Below are 18,436 nucleotides of genomic sequence, written 5' to 3'. Positions count from 1 at the left end.
TCGCGCCCGTGAATCGCCCCGTGGCGAACTAGCCCACGATGCCCCGCTCGTGCAGCGCCGCGATCTGCTGCGTGCTCAACCCGATCTCCTTCAGTACCGCGTCGGTGTCCGCCCCCAGCGCGGGCGCGTTGCGCCGGTGGCTGGCCGGCGTGAGCGACAGCTTCGGTACGAAGCCGGGCACCGCGAGATCGCTGCCATCGGACATGCGCACCTGCTGCAGCATGCCGCGCGCGGCGTAGTGCGGATCGGCCGCGATGTCGGCGATGGTGTAGATGCGCCCGGCCGGCACGTGCGCCGCGTCGAGCGCGGCCAGCACCTGGCTCACCGTGCGCTGCGCGGCCCAGTCGCCGATGGCGGCGTCCAGCATTTCCACCTGCGCGACACGGCCCGTGTTGCCCGCCAGCGCCGGGTCGGCGGCCAGGTCGGGCCGGCCGATGCATTCCATGAGCCGGCGGAAGATGCTGTCGCCGTTGCCCGCGACGATGGCGTAGCCGCCGTCCGCGCAGCGGTAGGCATTGGTCGGTGCGATGCCCGGCAAGGCGCTGCCGGCCGCTTCGCGCACCGCGCCGAAGGCGCCGTACTCGGGCAGCAGGCTTTCCATGCAGTTGAAGACCGCCTCGTACAGCGCCACGTCGACCACCTGCCCGCGCCCTTTGGGGAATTCCGCGCTCACCGTGGCATGCCGGTGCTGCATCGCCATCAGCACGCCGATCACGCCGTGCAGCGAGGCCAGCGTGTCGCCGATCGAGACGCCCACGCGCACCGGCACCCGGCCCGGCTCGCCGGTGAGGTGGCGCAGCCCGCCCATGGCCTCGGCCACCACGCCGAAGCCGGGGCGGTCGCGGTAGGGCCCGGTCTGGCCGTAGCCGCTGATGCGCAGCATCACCAGCGCGGGGTTGGCGGCCAGCAGCTCGTCGGGGCCGAGGCCCCAGCCTTCCATCGCACCGGGGCGGAAGTTCTCGATCAGCACGTCGGCCTCGGCAGCGAGCTGCCGCACGATGGCCTGCGCCTCCGCCTCGCGCAGGTCCAACGCCAGCGAGCGCTTGTTGCGCGACTGCACCTGCCACCAGACGGAGGTGCCGTCCTTCAGCAGCCGCCAGGTGCGCAGCGGGTCGCCCGCGCCCGGCGGCTCGATCTTGATGACCTCGGCACCGAAGTCGGCCAGCGTGCGCGCGGCGAAAGGCCCGGCGATGAGCTGCCCGAGCTCGATGACCTTGAGGCCGGCCAGCGGGCCGGCCGGCGAAGCGGATGCGGTGTTGGTTGAAGCGGTCGTCGTCATGCGCCCGAGTGTGCCGCGCCGCCGCAGCCACCCCGCCGGGGCGGGAAAACACCTATGAATTCTTGACACCGCAGGCCCCGCCGATTCCGCAGTGCAGCAACGACAGCCCCGTCCGGCCCGCTCCCCCGGGGAGAAAGGCCCTTGCTGCGGCGCAATGAGGGCCAGCGGGGCGGCCTCCAGCGGCCCTTCCAGGGTCAAGAAAGTATCAATTCAGGGCGCTATCTCTGGTTGTTGGCATCGGGAGCGATTCGTACAGTCCGCCCCATGCAACCCGACCTGGAAATCGTCGAAGTCCGCGGTGACGAATCGTTCACTTGCTGGGCCCACGGCTACCCGTACCGCACCGTGCGCTGGCACTTCCATCCCGAGTACGAGATCCAGCTGATCGTCGAGACCGAGGGCGTGTATTTCGTGGGCGACCACGTCGGCCACTTCGAGCCGGGCAACCTGGTGCTGATGGGCCCCGACCTGCCCCACAACTGGATCAGCGACGTGCCCGCCGGGCAGAGCGTGGAGCGGCGCGGCATCGTGATCCAGTTCCCGGCCTCGCTGGTGCAGGGCATGGCCGCGGCCTTCCCCGAATTCGAGCGCGTCGCGCCGCTGCTGGCCGAATCGGGCTCGGGCCTGCTGTTCTCGGCCGAGACCGCCGCGGCGGCCAAGCCCATCATGGAATCGCTGCTGGAGGCGCGCGGCCTGCGCCGGGTGATCCTGCTGCTGTCGCTGCTCGAGCTGCTGGCCGACGGCCAGGACCGCCAGCGCCTCGCGAGCCCTGCCTTCAAGCCCGACCCGAAGGCCTTCATGTCGCATGCCATCAACAACGTGCTGGCGCACATCGCCGCCAATCTGGGCGACGAGCTGCGCGAGCCGATGCTGGCCGAGCTGGTGGGCCAGAGCCCGAGCGCGTTCTCGCGCTCCTTCCGCAAGCACACGGGCCAGTCCTTCGTGCGCTACGTGAACCGGCTGCGCATCAGCCGCGCCTGCGAGCTGCTCACCAACAGCGAGAAGCCCGTGCTCGACGTCTGCATGGACGTGGGCTTCAACAACGTGTCGAACTTCAACCGGCAGTTCCTGCTGCACAAGCGCATGCCGCCGACCAAGTTCCGCAAGTTCCACCGCATGCAGGCAGCCGCCTCGCGTGCCGCCAGCCCGCCGTAGCGCACGGCACCTCACCGAGTTCCCCCCGCGTCGTTTCCGGCGCGGCGCAAGAAAGGCGCCGCGCGGGGCGGCCCTTTGCCAGCGTTTTTTCAAACAGCGAGACAACCTCAAGGAGACAGCCACCATGACGAAACTTCTCAAAGCCACCGCCCTCGCCGCATGCATCGCCGCGCTGGTCTGCGGCACTTCGGCCGCGCAGGCCCAGTCGGCGAAGCAGCCGCTGCGCATCGGCATGACCTTCCAGGAGCTCAACAACCCCTACTTCGTGACCATGAAGCAGGCGCTGGAGGAAGCCGCCGCCAGCATCGGCGCGACCGTGGTCACCACCGACGCGCGGCACGACGTGGCCAAGCAGATCGGCGACGTGGAGGACATGATCCAGAAGAAGGTCGACATCCTCCTGCTGAACCCGACCGACTCCACCGGCGTGCAGTCGGCCGTGCGCTCGGCCAAGAAGGCGAACGTGGTGGTGGTGGCGGTCGACGCCAATGCGCAGGGCCCGGTCGATTCCTTCGTGGGCTCCAAGAACACCGACGCCGGCCGCCTGGCCTGCGACTACCTCGCGAAGAACATCGGCGAGAAGGGCGACGTGGCCATCCTCGACGGCATTCCGGTGGTGCCCATCCTGGAGCGCGTGAAGGGCTGCCGCGAGGCGCTTGCCAGGTACCCCGGCATCAAGGTGGTGAGCACGCAGAACGGCAAGCAGGAGCGCGCCACCGCGCTCACCGTGACCGAGAACATCCTGCAGGCCAACAAGGACCTGAAGGGCATCTTCAGCGTGAACGACGGCGGCTCGATGGGCGCGCTCGCGGCCATCGAGGCGAGCGGCAAGGACGTGAAGCTCGCCAGCGTGGACGGCGCGCCCGAGGCCATCAAGGCGATGCAGAAGCCGGGCTCGAAGTTCATCGCGACCACCGCGCAGTACCCGCGCGACCAGATCCGCCTGGCCATCGGCATCGCGCTGGCGAAGAAGTGGGGTGCCAACGTGCCGGCTGCCGTGCCGGTGGACGTGAAGCTGATCGACGCCGAAGGCGCGAAGACCTTCACTTGGTAACCCACGCCCGAAGCAGCGCACGGCCATGAACGACACCGCCGAAATCCTCCGGCTCGAAGGCGTTTCGAAGAGCTTTCCCGGCGTGAAGGCGCTCTCGGGCATCGACCTGTCGATCCACAAGGGCGAGGTGCACGCGCTGCTCGGCGAGAACGGCGCGGGCAAGTCGACGCTGATGAAGATCCTCGGCGGCATCCACCAGGCCGACGAGGGACGCATCTTCATCGACGGCGGCGAATGCAGGTTCGCGGGCTACAACGACGCGATCGCGGCGGGCATCGGCATCATCTTCCAGGAATTCAGCCTCGTTCCGTACCTGAACGCGGTGGAGAACATCTTCCTGGGCCGCTACCTCAGGAACCGCTTCGGGCTGATGGACAAGGCGGCGATGAAGCGCTCGGCGCGCGAGCTCTTCGACGAACTGGGCGTGCAGATCGACCTCGACGCGCCGATCTGCCGGCTCTCGGTGGCGCAGCAGCAGTTCGTGGAGATCGGCAAGGCGCTGTCGCTGAAGGCGCGGCTGCTGGTGCTCGACGAGCCGACCGCCACGCTCACGCCGAACGAGGCCGGGCACCTGTTCAAGATCATGCGGGAGCTGCGCGCCAGGGGCGTGGCGATGATCTTCATCTCGCACCACCTCGACGAGATCTTCGAGGTGTGCGACCGCATCAGCGTGCTGCGCGACGGCGCCAACGCGGGCCATGCCGAGGTGGGCGAGACGAACGTGGACGCGCTGGTCGAGATGATGGTGGGCCGGCGCATCGAGCACAGCTTTCCGCCGAAACCGCAGCCCGCGCCGCGCGGGCGCAAGGTGCTGGAGGTGCCGCACATCCAGCTCGCCAGGGGCGGGCCGGTCAACGCCTTCGAGCTGCACGAGGGCGAGATCCTGGGCTTCGCCGGGCTGGTCGGATCGGGCCGCACCGAGCTGGCGCTGGGCATGATGGGCGCCGACCGCGCCCATCGCAAGACGGTGCTGCGCAACGGCGTGCCCGTACGGCTGAACGACCCGACGCAGGCGCTGGACAACGGCATCGGCCTGCTGCCCGAGAGCCGCAAGGTCGAGGGGCTCATCACCGACTTCACGATCCGCTTCAACATCTCGCTGAACAACCTCGGCAGGCACCGCCGCGCGGGACTGGTCGGCCGGGCCTCGGAGGAGCGCTCGGCGAACGAACTCTCGCGCCGCGTGGGCGTGAAGGCGCCAGGCATCGAGACGCGCGTGGCCACGCTCTCGGGCGGCAACCAGCAGAAGGTGGTGATCGCGCGCTGGCTCGGTCATGACTGCGAAGTGCTGATCTTCGACGAGCCCACGCGCGGCATCGACGTGGGCGCCAAGGCCGAGATCTACGGGCTCATGCGCGAGCTCACGCGGCAGGGCAAGTCGATCGTGATGATTTCGAGCGAGCTGCCCGAGATCGTCGGCATGTGCGACCGCGTCGCGGTGTTCTCCGGCGGCTCCATCGTCGCCACGCTCGAGGGCGACTCCATCAACTCCGGCGACATCATGCGCCACGCAACCAAAGGGGGCCTGCAATGAACGCCACCGCCAGCCATCACCCCGTGCCTCCGGTTCCCGCGGGCGGCCTCTTCACCCAGCTGCGCCGCTCCACGGCCTTCCTGCCGCTGGTGGGGCTGGTCGCGATCTCGGTCTTCATGATCGTCGCGACCGACAACTTCCTCTCGTGGAGCAACCTGCAGAACATCGCGCTGCAGTCGTCCATCAACGCGATCATCGCGGTGGGCATGACGGCCGCGATCCTCACCGGCGGCATCGATCTTTCGGTGGGCGCGGTGGTGGCGCTGTCGGGCACGCTGGCCTCGGGGCTGATGGTGCAGTTCGGCCTGCCGCCAGTGCTGGCGGTGCCTCTCGGCCTTGGCGTGGGCGTGGTGATCGGCCTGTTCAACGGCTACTGCGTGGCCTACCTGCGCATGCCGCCCATCATCGTGACGCTGGCCACCATGGGCATCGCGCGCGGCATCGCGCTGATCTACACCGGCGGCTACCCCATCGACGGGCTGCCCGATTCCTTCGCCTTCCTCGGCGGCGGCGTGCTGGCGGGCATCAAGGTGCCGATCCTCATCATGCTGGCGACGTATCTGGCAGCCTACGTGCTGCTGAACATGGCGCCCTTCGGCCGCTACGTGTACGCCATCGGCGGCAACGAGGAGGCCACGCGGCTCTCGGGCGTTCGGGTGTCGCGCTACAAGCTGCTGGTGTATGCGCTCAGCGGCTTCACCGCCGCGGTGGCCGGCATCGTGCAGGCCTCGCGCGTGACCAGCGGGCAGCCCGGCGTGGGCGTGGGCTTCGAGCTCGACGCCATCGCGGCCGTGGTGATGGGCGGCACCTCCATCGCTGGCGGACGCGGCGCCATCGTGGGCACGCTGGTCGGCGCGCTGCTGCTGGGCGTGCTGAACAACGGGCTGAACATGATCGGCGTGTCGCCGTACCTGCAGCTGATCATCAAGGGCGGCATCGTGCTGCTCGCCATCTTCATCAGCCGAGAAGCGAAGCGCTGAGTTTCCCGGCCCTCGTTCCCTTTCCTCTCTTCGTCTTCCCCCTTCCACGATCCCAAGGAATCCCGTGTCCTATCAAAAGCTCCAGCCCGGCACCTCGGGCGCCATCTCCCAGCTCGCCTCCATGCAGGCCGTGGTGTGCCACGGCCCCAAGGACTACCGGCTGGAGACCGTCGACATGCCGGTCATCGGCGCCAACGAGCTGCTGATCTCCATCGCCGCCTGCGGCATCTGCGCCTCCGACTGCAAGTGCCATTCGGGCGCGAAGATGTTCTGGGGCGGCGACGGCCAGCCCTCGTGGGTGAAGGCGCCCGTCATCCCGGGCCATGAGTTCTTCGGCTACGTCGAGGCGCTGGGCGAAGGCGCGGCCGAACACTTCGGCGTGGAGAAAGGCGACCGCGTGATCGCCGAGCAGATCGTGCCCTGCGGCAAGTGCCGCTTCTGCACCTCGGGCAAGTACTGGATGTGCGAGGTGCACAACATCTTCGGCTTCCAGCGCATCGTGGCCGACGGCGGCATGGCCGACTACATGCGCCTGCCGCCCACCGCGCGCGTGCACAGGATTCCCGACGGCATCTCGCTGGAGGACGCGGCCATCATCGAGCCGCTCTCTTGCGCGATCCACACGGTGAACCGCGGCGACATCCAGCTCGACGACGTGGTGGTGATCGCGGGCGCCGGCCCGCTGGGGCTGATGATGGTGCAGGTGGCGGCGCTGAAGACGCCGAGGAAGCTGGTGGTGATCGACCTCGTGCCCGAGCGCCTCGCGCTCGCGAAGCAGTACGGCGCCGACGTCGTCATCAACCCGAAGACGGAGAACGCCGACGCCATCGTCAAGGGGCTGACCGAAGGCTACGGCTGCGACGTGTACATCGAGACCACCGGCGCGCCCATCGGCGTGACGCAAGGGCTGGAGATGATCCGCAAGCTCGGCCGCTTCGTGGAGTTCAGCGTGTTCGGCTCCGAGACCAGCGCCGACTGGTCGATCATCGGCGACCGCAAGGAGCTCGACGTGCGCGGCGCGCACCTGGGGCCGTACTGCTACCCCGTGGCCATCGACCTGCTGGCGCGCGGGCTGGTCACCTCGAAGGGCATCGTCACGCACGACTTTCCGCTGACCGAATGGGAGCGCGCCTTCGCGCTGGCAAACTCGCTGGATTCCATCAAGGTGCTGCTGAAACCGCAGCCCCGATCCCGAGAGACAACCAGCCAGGGGACAACATGAAATACGTGATCGGCGTCGACATCGGCACGCAAAGCACCAAGTGCCTGCTGGTCGGCATCGACGGCAATGTGCATGCTCAGGCGAGCGTGGCCTACCAGCCCGAGACGCCGAAGCCGCTGTGGGCGCAGCAGGACTGCGAGGTGTGGTTCGACGCGGTGTGCGAGAGCGTGCGCGCCTGCGTGGCGAAAAGCGGCGTCGCGCCGGCCGACATTGCCGCGATGTGCGTGAGCAGCCTCTACGGCGGCGCGGGCATCCCGGTCGACGAGGCCATGCGCCCGCTGCACCCCTGCCTGATCTGGATGGACCGCCGCGCCACCGCCGAGGTCGACTCGGTGAACGCGAACGTCGACGTGGCGCGGCTGCAGGCCATCACCGGCAACGGCGTGGACAGCTACTACGGCTTCACCAAGATCCTGTGGGTGCGCGAGCACCTGCCCGAGGTGTGGGCGAAAACGCGCCACTTCCTGCCGCCCAACAGCTACATCAACTGGCGGCTCACGGGTGAGCTCGCCGTCGACCACAGCTCGGCCGGCAACATCGGCGGCGTGTACGACGCGGCGCGTCGGCAGTGGTCGCAAGAGGCAATGGAGATGCTCGGCATTCCGTCGCGCATGATGCCGCCGCGCCTGGTCGAGTCGAGCGACGTGGTCGGCGGGCTGAGCGCCGAATGGGCCGCGAAGCTGGGCCTCGCCGAGGGCATGCCGCTGATGGCGGGCGGCGTCGATGCGGCGGTGGCCACCTTCTGCGCGGGCGTCACCGGCAGCGGCGACCACGTGGCGATGATCGGCACCAGCATGTGCTGGGGTTTCGTGAGCCCCACTGTCGATGCGCGGCACCGGCTCATCACCATGCCCCACGTGTACCGCGGCGCGGACCGCAGCTATGTGTTCGGCGGCGCGATCACGGCGGGCGCCGCGGTCACCTGGTTCCGTGAAGCCTTCTGCCAGGCGGAGATCGCCGAGGCCGCGCGCACCGGCGAGGACGCGCACGCGCTGATCGAGCGCAAGGCGGTCGACGTGCCGCCCGGCGCCGAGGGCCTGGTGTTCCTGCCCTACCTCATGGGCGAACGCAGCCCGATCTGGGACGCGCAGGCCAAGGGCGCCTTCATCGGGCTTTCGCTGGCGCACAGCCGCGCCCACCTGTACCGCGCGGTGCTCGAGGGCGTGAGCTTCGCGCTGCAGCACAACATCGAGGCCGGGCGCCAGAGCGGCCAGCCGCTGGACGAGCGCCTGATCGTGGTCGGCGGCGCGGCGCACTCCGACCTCTGGATGCAGATCGTGGCGGACATCACGGGCTATCCGGTGTTCACCATCGAGCAGGAAGTGGAAGCGGCACTGGGCGCGGCCATGCTCGCGGCGCTCGGCGCCGGGCTGGTCGATGCGGCCACCGCCGAACGCGGCTGGGTCACGCTGGTGGAGCGGGCGCGGCCCGAGCCCCGCGCACAGGCCGCGTACCGCGAGCGCTTCGAAATCTACAAATCGCTCTACCCCGCGCTGCGCGATGCGATGCAGCGGCTGAAATGACCACTTCCTTCGATTTCTCCGGGCGCCGCGCCCTCGTGACCGGCGCGAGCAGCGGCATCGGCCGCGCGGTGGCGGCGCGGCTCGCGCAGGCAGGCGCGCAGGTCACGGCCGTCGGGCGCAATGCCGCGGCACTGGCGGCGCTGCACACCGAAGCCGGCTGCACGCCGCTGGTGCTCGACGTGGCCGACGCGCCCGCGCTGGAACGCGCGCTCGCGCCCCTGCCCGCCTTCGACCTGGTGGTGAATTGCGCCGGCATCGCGCTGCTCGAATCGGCCATCGAGATGCAGGCCGAGAGCTTCGACGCTGTGATGGCCGTCAACGCACGCGCGGCGGCATTGGTGGCCTCGCGCTGCGGCAAGGCCATGATCGCGGCCGGCGTGCGCGGCAGCATCGTCAACGTTTCGAGCCAGGCTGCGCTGGTGGCGCTCGACGCGCATCTTTGCTATTGCGCCTCGAAGGCGGCGATGGATGCCATCACGCGTTCGCTGTGCCTGGAGTTCGGGCCGCACGGCATCCGTGTGAACAGCGTGAACCCGACCGTCACGCTCACGCCGATGGCCGAGCAGGCCTGGTCCGATCCGGCCAAGAGTGCGGCCGCATTGAAGAACATTCCGCTGGGCCGCTTCGCGCAGGTCGAGGAAGTGGTGGCGCCCGTCCTCTTCCTGCTGGGCGATGGCGCTTCGATGGTGAGCGGCGCGGCGCTGCCGGTGGACGGCGGCTACACCATCGTCTGAACTTCGGCGCGCTCAGGCGAGACGCGTGCCGCCGCCTCGCGGCGCATCGAGCATCGCGTCGAGGTTGCGCGTGATCTTGGCCTCGATCATTTCGCTGAAGCTGCTGAAAAGGAAGCCCAGCGTCGCGTCGAGCTTGAAGGTGGTGTCGGTGACTTCGACGGTGCCGTCGATGCCGGCGCGCGTGAAGGTGGCAGTGTCGCAGCCCTCGCCCTGCGTGTAGACGCATTCGAGGCCGAACTCCTGCTCGGCCTGCTGGATCCACTTGCGCGCGACGACGCGCGCGCGTGCGATGCCCAGTGTGTGGTTGCGTTCGATGTGGATGTCAGGCACCGCGATCTCCGGTCTTGTCGTGTTCAGGTGTGGTCTGGGTCTGGAGGATACCCGTCGCTGCCTGCAGGGCGACGCGGCGTTCCTCGGAGGTCGGCAGCTTCGCGATGCGCCGCACCTCGGCATAGAAGCGCGGCCAGTCGCGGCCTTCGCGCTCGAAGAGTTTCTCGAAGCTGGGCACGAGATCGTCGTACGCTCCCTGCGCGCCGAAGGCCGCGTTGTTGGCGCGCGCCACCCAGGCGTCGTAGGCGTTCTGGCGCGGGCCGGTCCAGCCCTCCTTCAGCTTCGCGTAGCGCTCGCGGAAGTCGGCCATGGCGGCCTGCTTCATGGCTTCCACCTTCGTCCAGTCCTTGGCCTTGGCTTCGGGCGACTCGTACACCTTCGTCAGCGCGCGGCGGGTGTCGAGCGCCAGCGCGCGAAACTCCTGTCGCTGCGCGTCGAACTGCGCGTACTCGCGCCGCGCCGCATCGCCGGCCTCGCGCTGCAGCCACATCGCGCCGCCGATGCGCTCGACCGCGGTGGCATAGGACTCGTTGAAGACCGTGTCGCCCGCCACGTAGAGCACCTGGTGCGCGAGCTCGTGGAACACGATGCGCGCGAGCTCGCCCTCTGGATAGCCGATGAAGGTCGACAGCAGCGGATCGCCGCCGGCCCAGTTCATCCAGCCCAGCGTGGAGTACGCGGGCACCGGGTAAACGGCCACTTCCAGGTCCTGCTTCTTCTGCTCCTCGGCCTCGGCCTTGGCCGCTTCCTCGGTGTAGTAGCCGCGGTAGCCCACGCAGCCCGCCACCGGAAAGCACCAGCTCTTGAGCGTGAGCGAATAGTGCGGCGCCGCCACCACGTTCCAGACGGCCGCGGCGCGATGCAGGTCGGCGTACGACTTGTAGCTGGCGTTGTCGGGCAGCCCGAGTTCGGCCGAGGCGAAGCGGCGGATGCGCTGCGTGAGTTCGAGCTTGGCCTTCAGCGCCGACGACACCGATGGATCGGCCAGCCATTCGGGCACCGGCTTGGCGGCGCGCATGATGCCGATGTGGCCGCTGGCGGACTGCCAGTAGTAGCCGAGGTCGGCGCAGCCGGTGAGCAGAAGCAGCGAGCCGGCCAGCGCGAGGGCCGGAAGGGCCGGAAGAAAGCGAAAGCGCCTCACACCTTCTCGACTTCGACCAGGCAGTCGTAGAAGGTCGGCCCGCGGCCGATGTCGGTCAGGCGCTGGCTGGTGAGCTCGTTGACGTTGGTGCCGTCCATGCCGAGCTTGCGCCACCAGATGCCCATGCCGTGCACCACGCCCTGCCGCGCGCGGCGCGAGATCTCGGCGCGGCAGCGGTGCTCGCCGCGCTTGTTGAACACGCGCACCGTGGCGCCGTCCTCGATGCCGCGCGCGGCGGCGTCGGCCTCGTGGATCTCCAGCAGCGGCTCGACCTCGATGGCGCGCAGGCTCGTCACGTTGACGAAGGTCGAGTTGAGGAAGTTGCGCGCCGGCGGCGAGATCATGGCCAGCGGGAACTCGGTCGAGCTGCCTGCCGGCTCCCAGTTGGGCACGTGGTCGGGCAGGCCGTCCACGCCCATGGCCTGCAGGCGGTCGCTGAAGAATTCGCAGCGGCCCGAGGGTGTGGGGAAGCCGCCTTCGGCGAAAGGCGCCTCGGGCAGCTTCAGGCTGCTGAAGCCCTGCGCCATCAGTTCGGAGAAATCGATGTTGCGCTCGGCGAAGGCGGTGCGGCACAGCGTCTCGTCGGAATCGGAGAAGCAGGGTTCGGTGAAGCCCATGCGCTTCGCCAGTTCGCGGAACACCCAGGCGTTGCTGCGGGCCTCGCCGCGCGGCGCCACGGCCGGGCGGTTCAGCAGCACGTCGGTGTGGCCGTAGCTGCAGTGGATGTCCCAGTGCTCCAGCTGCGTGGTGGCGGGCAGAAGGTAGTCGGCGTAGTCGGCGGTGTCGGTGCGGAACTGCTCCAGCACCACGGTGAAGAGGTCTTCGCGCGCGAAGCCCGCTGCCACCTTGGCCGACTCGGGCGCCACCGCCACCGGGTTGCTGTTGTAGACCACGATGGCCTTCACCGGGTTGGCGGTGTCGAGCAGCGCATCGCCGATGGTGCTCATGTTGATGGTGCGCGGCTTGCGCCCGGCCAGCAGGTCGGGGCGCTGCAGCGCGGCGCGGTCCACCGGGTAGTGGCCCGAACTGCTCAAGAGCAGGCCGCCCGCGCGGTCGCGCCAGGCGCCCACCAGCGCCGGCAGGCAGGCGACGGCGCGCGCCGCGTTGCCGCCGCCGCGCACGCGCTGCATGCCGTAGTTCAGGCGGATCGCGGCCGGCTTCGTGGTGCCGTAGGCCTTCGCGAGCGAGACGATCTGTTCCTCGGGAATGCCGCAGACCTGCGCCGCGCGCGACGGCGGCCATTGCAGCGCGCGCTCGCGCAGCTGCTCCCAGCCCAGCGTGTGGTTCGCGATGTAGTCGTGGTCGAGCCAGTCGTTCACGATCAGCTCGTGCATCAGTGCCAGCGCCAGCGCGGCGTCGGTGCCGGGCAGCAGCGCGATGTGCTCGTCGCACTTGTCGGCGGTCTCGGTCTTGCGCGGGTCGATGCACACCAGCCGCGCGCCGGCGCGCTTGGCGGCCTGGGCGTGGCGCCAGAAATGCAGGTTGCTGGCGATGGAGTTGCTGCCCCAGATCAGGATCAGCTTCGCCTCGGCGAAGAACTCGATGCGCATGCCGACCTTGCCGCCCAGCGTGTAGAGCATGGCCTCGCCGCCGGCCATGGAGCAGATCGTGCGGTCCAGCAGGCTGGCGCCCAGCTTGTGGAAGAAGCGCCGGTCCATCGACTCGCCCTGCACCAGGCCCATGGTGCCCGCATAGCTATAGGGGACAATAGCTTCGGGTTTTCCCTGTAATACTTGAAGATTCGCCGCGATGTCGTCCAGGGCGGCGTCCCAGCTCACCGGCTCGAACTGGCCGCTTCCCTTGGGGCCCACCCGCTTCAGGGGCTGAACCAGCCGTTCCGCATGGTCGTTGCGCTCGATGTAGCGCGACACCTTGGTGCACAGCACCCCGCCCGTGTGCGAATGGGCGGGGTTGCCCTGCAGCTTCACGGCAACGCCGTCCCTGACGGTGGTGACCAGCGCGCAGGTGTCCGGACAGTCGTGCGGGCATGCGCCCAGCACGGTGGTCGTTGCGGGCTGGGAGGGCGCTTCTTCGAGCGAGGTATCCGGTGCGTGGGCCATCGGGCAAGTCTAATTTGTGCGCGATTCAGAGCGCAGGAGTGGGTTTTCATCATGTTGTTGAATCGACGTCGTTTTTCTCTGGCCGCGGGCGCGGCCGCCACGCTGGGCGGCTTCGGCCTCGCCCGGGCGCAGGACACGCCGCTGGTGCTGGGCCAGTCGGCGGCATTCACCGGCCCGGCGGCGCAGCTGGGCATCCAGTTCCACCAGGGCGCCAAGCTGTTCCTGGACCAGTACAACGCCCAGCCGGGCCGCCGCAACGTGGTCATCAAGAACCTGGACGACGGCTATGAACCCGACCGCTGCGCGGCCAACACGCAGAAGCTGATCGAGGAAGACGTCTTCGCGCTCTTCGGCTACATCGGCACCCCGACCAGCCTGGCCGCGCTGCCGCTGGCGGTGAAGGACAAGGTGCCCTTCGTGGCGCCCTTCACCGGCGCAATGTCGCTGCGCGAACCCTTCCAGAAGAACGTGTTCCACCTGCGCGCCTCGTACAACGACGAGACGGCGCTGATGGTGAAGCAGCTCACCCACCTGGGCCTGAAGAAGATCGCGGTCTTCTATCAGAACGATGCCTACGGCAAGGCCGGCCTCGACGGCGTGACGCTGGCGCTCGGCGAGCAGCAGCTCAAGCCGGTCGCGCTGGCTACCGTGGAGCGCAACTCGGCCGACGTGGCGCAGGCGGTGAAGGCCATCGTCGCGGCGCGGCCCGACGCCGTGGTGCAGGTGGGCGCGTACAAGGCCTGCGCGGCCTTCATCCGCGAAGCGCGCAAGGCAGGCTATGGCGGCACCTTCTTCAACATGTCCTTCGTCGGCACGCAGGCGCTGGCGGACGAGCTGGGCAAGGACGGCGCCGGCGTGATGATCACGCAGGTGGTGCCCTCGCCCTACAACCAAGCCAACGCGCTGGCCCGCGAGTTCGCCGAGGCGGCGCGCAAGGTCAACGGCGCGAGCGTCAACTTCTCGAGCCTGGAGGGCTACCTGGCCGCGAAGGTGCTGGTCGAAGGCCTGCGCAAGGCGCCGGGCAAGCCCACGCGCGAGAGCCTGATCGCGGGCCTGGAAAGCATCGACCGCCAGCAGTTCGGCGGCTTCGAGGTGTCGTTCTCGGCCAGGAACCACGTGGGCTCGAAGTTCGTCGAGCTCTCGATGCTGACGGGCGACGGCCGCGTCAGGACCTGAGGTTCTCCGGCCGCGGCGTCAGCCCGTCAAGCCGTCGACGGCCTGGAACATCGCCTGGCGCGCCTGGCTGACGATCTGCCCGCGCCAGGCGTCGGTGTCCGTGTAGAACGCTTCCACCATGCGCGCGCGGATGCCATCCGCCAGCTCGGCCGGCGCCTCGGGGTGCTTGTGCAGCCAGTGGTCGGCGCGCAGGGCGCCGGTCACTTCGAGGATGGGCAGCGTGCCGTATTCGAGCGCGATACCGGTGTACTCGGCCTGCGGGCACTCCTGGTACACCGAATCCCACATCAGCCCGCGCAGCAGCGCCGAGGTGGATGAACCGTCGTAGATGGAGGTGACGGGCGCCGCGGGCGTGCCCCACCACGCGTTGGCCCGCGCGTAGGCGGCCTTGTCGTCGCGGCAGGCGAAGATGCGTTCGCCCAGGCCGTTCGGGCCCAGCCCGGTGTGCAGGTCGATCCACGCGATGCGCTTGGCCTGGCCCGCATGGCGGCGCAACACCTCGCGGATGGTCCTGTTGCTCCAGGTCGGCGCCTTGCCACCGTAGAAGAGGCCGTCTTCGAACTGGTACTGGCCGCTGGTCACGGCCGCCTGGTAGGCGGTGGTGCCGTGCTTGCCGATCCATTTCTCGATGGCCGCCTGGTTCTCGGGCGTGGGCGGCCAGGTGTCGGGCAGCAGCAGCTCGTGCAGCTTGGCGTAGGCCTCGTTGACCGGCACCGGCTTCGAGAAATCGATGAAGTTGCGGTTGAGGTCGACGTTCTCGTGCGTCACGCGCCGGCCGTGCGAGAAACCGTGCGGATTGAGCGCATGCACGTACAGCACCGACACGCCCTGCGCCTTCGCTTTCTCGCGCCACTCGGCGTCGTGCAGCGCGAACACCTGCACGCCGCTGCCGCAGTGGCCTTCGACGCCGTGGCACGCGCTGCTGACGACCAGCAGGTTCGGCGCATCGGGCTCGCCGTCGAGCGCCACGTCCATCGAGAGCTCCTCGCCCTCGCGCCCCTTGAGCGGGTGCGCATGCGGCTCGACCGTGAGGCCGGCGCTCACGCAGCCCTGCAGGAACTTCTGGCGCGCCTGTGCGTAGCGCGGCGAAAAGGCTTCGGCGATTCCGATCATGTGGCGCTGGACCTCTCTCGGTGAATCAGGCGACCAGGAAGACGGTCAGGCGGCGCTGCCGCCGGGCTTGAGGAACTGCTCCGCGATCTGCACCCAGCAGGTGGCACCCAGCGGGATCAGGTCGTCGTTGAAGTCGTAGCTCGCGTTGTGCAGCGTGCAGGGGCCCTCGCCATGGTGCACGTCGCGGTGCGAGCCGTCGCCGTTGCCGATGAAGGCGTAGGCGCCGGGCTTGGCCTGCAGCATGAAGGCGAAGTCTTCCGAGGTCATGGCGGCTTCCTGCTTCAGCACGTTCTCGGGGCCGACCACGCCGCCCATCACGCGGCGCGCGAAGTCGGCCTCGGCCTCGGTATTGATGGTGGGCGGGTAGTAGCGCTCGAAGCGGAACTCGCAGGTGGCATCGTGCGCGGCGCAGATGTGGTCGCAGATCTGCTTCATGCGCGCCTCGATCATGTCGAGCACTTCGATGGAGAAGGTGCGCACCGTGCCCGACAGTTCGCAGTTGTCGGGAATCACGTTGTTGGTTTCGCCGGCATGGATGGTGGTGACGGAGATGACGGCCGAATCGGTCGGCTTCATCTTGCGCGTGAGGATGGTCTGGAAGGCCTGCACGATCTCGCAGGCGATCGGCACCGGGTCGATGCCGGTCTGCGGCAGCGCCGCGTGGCCGCCCTTGCCCACCACGTTGACGAAGAACTTGTTGCCCGAGGCCATCACCGGGCCCGGGCTCACCGCGAACTGGCCGGCCTTCATGCCGGGCCAGTTGTGCATGCCGAAGACGGCATCCATCGGGAATTTCTCGAAGAGCCCTTCCTTGATCATCTCGCGGGCGCCGCCACCGCCTTCTTCGGCGGGCTGGAAGATCAGGTAGACGGTGCCGTCGAAGTTGCGGTGCTTCGCCAGGTGCTGCGCGGCCGCGAGCAGCATGGCCGTGTGGCCGTCGTGGCCGCAGGCGTGCATCTTGCCGTGGTGCTTGCTGGCGTGGGCGAAGGTGTTGAGCTCGGTGACGGGCAGTGCGTCCATGTCGGCGCGAAGGCCCACCGCGCGGTTGCTGGTGCCGTTCTTGACGATGCCCACCACGCCGGTGGTGCCCAGGCCGCGGTGGATGGGGATGCCCCATTCGGTGAGCTTGCCTGCCACCACGTCGGCGGTGCGGACTTCTTCGAAGCAGAGTTCGGGGTGTGCGTGCAGGTCACGTCGGACGGCGGCGATGCCAGCCGCCTGCGTGACGATCGAGTCGATGAGTTTCATGGGGATAGACCGTCTCAAAACGCCAGTCTATCCACTCTGGCATTTCGGGGCACCTCGGGAAACACGCAGCCCCAGCGGGTTGCCGGGGCCTTTCCTCAGTTCCTCAGTGCGCGCCGGTCCAGAAGCCCACGTGCGGCGCGGCGGCTTCCTGCTCGAGCAGCGGCCCCACCACCTCGACGCGCCGCTGCCCGCGCGCGAAGACTTCGCGGCAGGGAAGCGAAAAGGTCGGGTTCTCGGGATGGTCGCCCGTCAGGCCCAGCAGCGCGTGTTCGGAAAGCGCGTACACCACGCGCCCGATGTTGGTCCAGTAGATCGCGCCCGCGCACATGCAGCAGGGCTCGGCGCTGGTGAAGAGCGTGCAGCGCGCGAGCTCCTCGGGGGTGAGCAGCTTCGCGGCCTGCGCGGCGGCCACCAGCTCGGCGTGCTGCGTGGGATCGCCCTCGGGCGGCATCGAGTTGTTGCCCGCGGTGACGACGACCTCGCCGCGCTCGTTCGCCACCAGCGCGGCGAAGGGATGGCGCCCGCGCGCCTTCGATTCGTCCGACAGGCGGATGGCCATGCGAAGCAGTTCGAGGTCGCGCGGGGAGAGGTCGGGCGAGGAGGTGTCGTCTGTGGCCATGCTCGGACGATAACCCGGTCGATCAGCGGCCGATGCTCTTGAGGTAGTCGGCGCGCGCGGCCAGCGCGGTGTCGGTGAAGTCGGTGAACACGCCGTCCACGCCGAGCTTGTAGTACACGCCGTATTCGTTCTTGCCGTCCTTGTTGTAGTCGGAGGCCAGGCGGCGCGACTCGTTGCGGAAGGTGAAGGGGTGCACGAACAGGCCCGCCTTGTGCGCGTCGGCGATCAGCGAGGTGGGCGCCGTGGAGGTGGCGTCGGCGTCGTTGATCTTGCCGTCCTTGTTGACGTCCACCGGCTTGCCATCGGCACCGATGGTGCCCTTGATGCTCACGATGTAGCGCTTCCAGGGACCGATGCCGTCGGCGTACTTCTTGATCTCTGCCAGGCCCGCGGGCGTGACCATGGCGTCGAAGTTGCGCTTGTCGCCGGCCTTGGTCCAGTCGTAGGGGCGGTCGCTGGGCACGGCGAAGGTCACGGCGCCGGTCTTCAGGTCGACGCTGTCGCCGTCGATGAGCTGGATGAGCTTCGTATTCAGGCCCTTGCTCTTCATGTACTTGAGGCTGCCCGGCTCGAAGGACTGCACGTAGATGGGCGCGGTCTTGCTGTTCCAGCCGGCCGCGTTGATGGCGGCGATGACCTTGTCCTCCATCGGCAGGCCCAGGTCGCGGAAGTAGGTCGGGTTCTTGGTCTCGGGGTAGATGGCGATGGTGCGGCCGGTTTCCTTCGACTTGGCCTTGGCGAAGTCGATGATCTCCTGGAAGGTCGGCACCTTGTACTTGCCGTTGAATTCCTGCGGACGCTCGGCGTCGGTGGAGATGGCGCCCAGGGTCTTGATCTCGGCCAGCGTGAAGTCGTTGCTGAACCAGCCGGTCTGGGTTTCGCCGTCGACCTTGATGGTCTTCTTGCGCGAGGCGAAGCGGGGGTGCCTGGCCACGTCGGTGCTGATGGCGAGATTGGGGTCGTGGCGGGCGATGAGCACGCCGTCCTTGGTGGAGATCAGGTCCATCTCGATCACGTCGGCGCCGAGCTCGATGGCGCGGGCGTAGGCTTCGAGGGTTTCCTCCGGCAGATAGCCCGATGCACCACGATGGGCGATGACCAGCGGCGGGTTGCCGTCCAGCGTGAGCAGCTTGCTGCTGCCGCCGGAAGGTCCGGTGCTGCTGCAGGCGGCCAGTGCGAGGGCTGCGGTGGCGGTCAGGGCGATCTGAAGAGAGGTGCGCATGGTCGAGGTTTCTCCGTCCGGAATGAAGAGGCGCAGGGTACCCGTT

General features: G+C 68.6%; 16 protein-coding genes. 8 read left to right on the top strand and 8 right to left on the bottom strand.

Annotated features, from left to right (window positions below):
* Positions 1–28 precede the first annotated feature (28 nt).
* A complete protein-coding gene (locus ABL843_RS02265; RefSeq protein WP_418118827.1) occupies positions 29–1,279 on the bottom strand; it encodes a CaiB/BaiF CoA transferase family protein in 1,251 nt (416 codons plus the stop codon).
* 264 nt (positions 1,280–1,543) lie between these two features.
* On the opposite strand from ABL843_RS02265, the gene ABL843_RS02260 reads away from it, so the two are divergent.
* The 7 genes from ABL843_RS02260 to ABL843_RS02230 all read left to right on the top strand — a co-directional run bounded on the left by ABL843_RS02260 (position 1,544) and on the right by ABL843_RS02230 (position 9,481).
* A complete protein-coding gene (locus ABL843_RS02260) occupies positions 1,544–2,434 on the top strand; it encodes a helix-turn-helix domain-containing protein (protein ID WP_418118826.1) in 891 nt (296 codons plus the stop codon).
* Positions 2,435–2,558: 124 nt separating this feature from the next.
* A complete protein-coding gene (locus ABL843_RS02255; RefSeq protein ID WP_184640223.1) occupies positions 2,559–3,488 on the top strand; it encodes a substrate-binding domain-containing protein in 930 nt (309 codons plus the stop codon).
* A 25-nt stretch (positions 3,489–3,513) separates the two neighbouring features.
* Complete coding sequence (locus tag ABL843_RS02250; RefSeq protein WP_418118825.1) at positions 3,514–5,022, top strand: sugar ABC transporter ATP-binding protein; 1,509 nt, start codon at positions 3,514–3,516, stop codon at positions 5,020–5,022.
* Positions 5,019–6,002 carry an ABC transporter permease gene (locus ABL843_RS02245; protein ID WP_126022333.1) on the top strand — a complete coding sequence of 328 codons (984 nt, stop codon included), beginning with the start codon at positions 5,019–5,021 and terminating at the stop codon, positions 6,000–6,002. The genes ABL843_RS02250 and ABL843_RS02245 overlap by 4 nt, the downstream gene beginning before the upstream one ends.
* 121 nt (positions 6,003–6,123) lie before the next feature.
* Positions 6,124–7,224 carry an alcohol dehydrogenase catalytic domain-containing protein gene (locus tag ABL843_RS02240; protein WP_418120429.1) on the top strand — a complete coding sequence of 367 codons (1,101 nt, stop codon included), beginning with the start codon at positions 6,124–6,126 and terminating at the stop codon, positions 7,222–7,224.
* Positions 7,221–8,747, top strand: a complete 1,527-nt coding sequence (locus ABL843_RS02235) for an FGGY-family carbohydrate kinase (RefSeq protein WP_418118824.1) — start codon at positions 7,221–7,223, stop codon at positions 8,745–8,747. The genes ABL843_RS02240 and ABL843_RS02235 overlap by 4 nt, the downstream gene beginning before the upstream one ends.
* Complete coding sequence (locus tag ABL843_RS02230; protein WP_418118822.1) at positions 8,744–9,481, top strand: SDR family oxidoreductase; 738 nt, start codon at positions 8,744–8,746, stop codon at positions 9,479–9,481. Before ABL843_RS02235 ends, ABL843_RS02230 begins: the two co-directional genes overlap by 4 nt.
* A gap of 12 nt (positions 9,482–9,493) precedes the next feature.
* Here the strand turns inward: ABL843_RS02230 and ABL843_RS02225 are convergent, their stop codons facing one another.
* Genes ABL843_RS02225 through ABL843_RS02215 form a run of 3 tightly spaced genes read right to left on the bottom strand, consistent with a single transcriptional unit; the run spans position 9,494 to position 13,012 of the window.
* Positions 9,494–9,811 carry a polyhydroxyalkanoic acid system family protein gene (locus ABL843_RS02225; RefSeq protein ID WP_184640232.1) on the bottom strand — a complete coding sequence of 106 codons (318 nt, stop codon included), beginning with the start codon at positions 9,809–9,811 and terminating at the stop codon, positions 9,494–9,496.
* A complete protein-coding gene (locus tag ABL843_RS02220) occupies positions 9,804–10,952 on the bottom strand; it encodes an aminopeptidase (protein ID WP_418118821.1) in 1,149 nt (382 codons plus the stop codon). Before ABL843_RS02220 ends, ABL843_RS02225 begins: the two co-directional genes overlap by 8 nt.
* On the bottom strand, positions 10,949–13,012 hold the full coding sequence (locus ABL843_RS02215) for a molybdopterin-containing oxidoreductase family protein (RefSeq protein ID WP_418118820.1): 2,064 nt from the start codon (positions 13,010–13,012) through the stop codon (positions 10,949–10,951). The genes ABL843_RS02220 and ABL843_RS02215 overlap by 4 nt, the downstream gene beginning before the upstream one ends.
* Positions 13,013–13,063: 51 nt before the next feature.
* Here ABL843_RS02215 and ABL843_RS02210 point away from each other — a divergent pair, with 51 nt between their 5' ends.
* Positions 13,064–14,188, top strand: a complete 1,125-nt coding sequence (locus tag ABL843_RS02210; protein ID WP_165909629.1) for an ABC transporter substrate-binding protein — start codon at positions 13,064–13,066, stop codon at positions 14,186–14,188.
* Positions 14,189–14,206: 18 nt separating this feature from the next.
* On the opposite strand, the gene ABL843_RS02205 is transcribed toward ABL843_RS02210, so the two are convergent.
* The 4 genes from ABL843_RS02205 to ABL843_RS02190 all read right to left on the bottom strand — a co-directional run bounded on the left by ABL843_RS02205 (position 14,207) and on the right by ABL843_RS02190 (position 18,390).
* On the bottom strand, positions 14,207–15,301 hold the full coding sequence (locus tag ABL843_RS02205; RefSeq protein ID WP_418118819.1) for a M14 family metallopeptidase: 1,095 nt from the start codon (positions 15,299–15,301) through the stop codon (positions 14,207–14,209).
* 45 nt (positions 15,302–15,346) lie between these two features.
* Positions 15,347–16,549, bottom strand: coding sequence for a M20 aminoacylase family protein (locus ABL843_RS02200; RefSeq protein ID WP_184640240.1), 1,203 nt, complete (start codon positions 16,547–16,549; stop codon positions 15,347–15,349).
* A gap of 103 nt (positions 16,550–16,652) precedes the next feature.
* Positions 16,653–17,168 (bottom strand): nucleoside deaminase, encoded by a 516-nt coding sequence (locus tag ABL843_RS02195; RefSeq protein ID WP_418118818.1) that lies wholly within the window; start codon positions 17,166–17,168, stop codon positions 16,653–16,655.
* Positions 17,169–17,190: 22 nt separating this feature from the next.
* A complete protein-coding gene (locus tag ABL843_RS02190; RefSeq protein ID WP_126022545.1) occupies positions 17,191–18,390 on the bottom strand; it encodes a glycerophosphodiester phosphodiesterase in 1,200 nt (399 codons plus the stop codon).
* Positions 18,391–18,436: the final 46 nt, after the last annotated feature.

Source organism: Variovorax sp. 350MFTsu5.1, from assembly GCF_048302515.1.
Taxonomy (GTDB): Bacteria; Pseudomonadota; Gammaproteobacteria; order Burkholderiales; family Burkholderiaceae_C; genus Variovorax; species Variovorax guangxiensis.
This window is presented reverse-complemented; position numbering and strand designations above follow the sequence as displayed.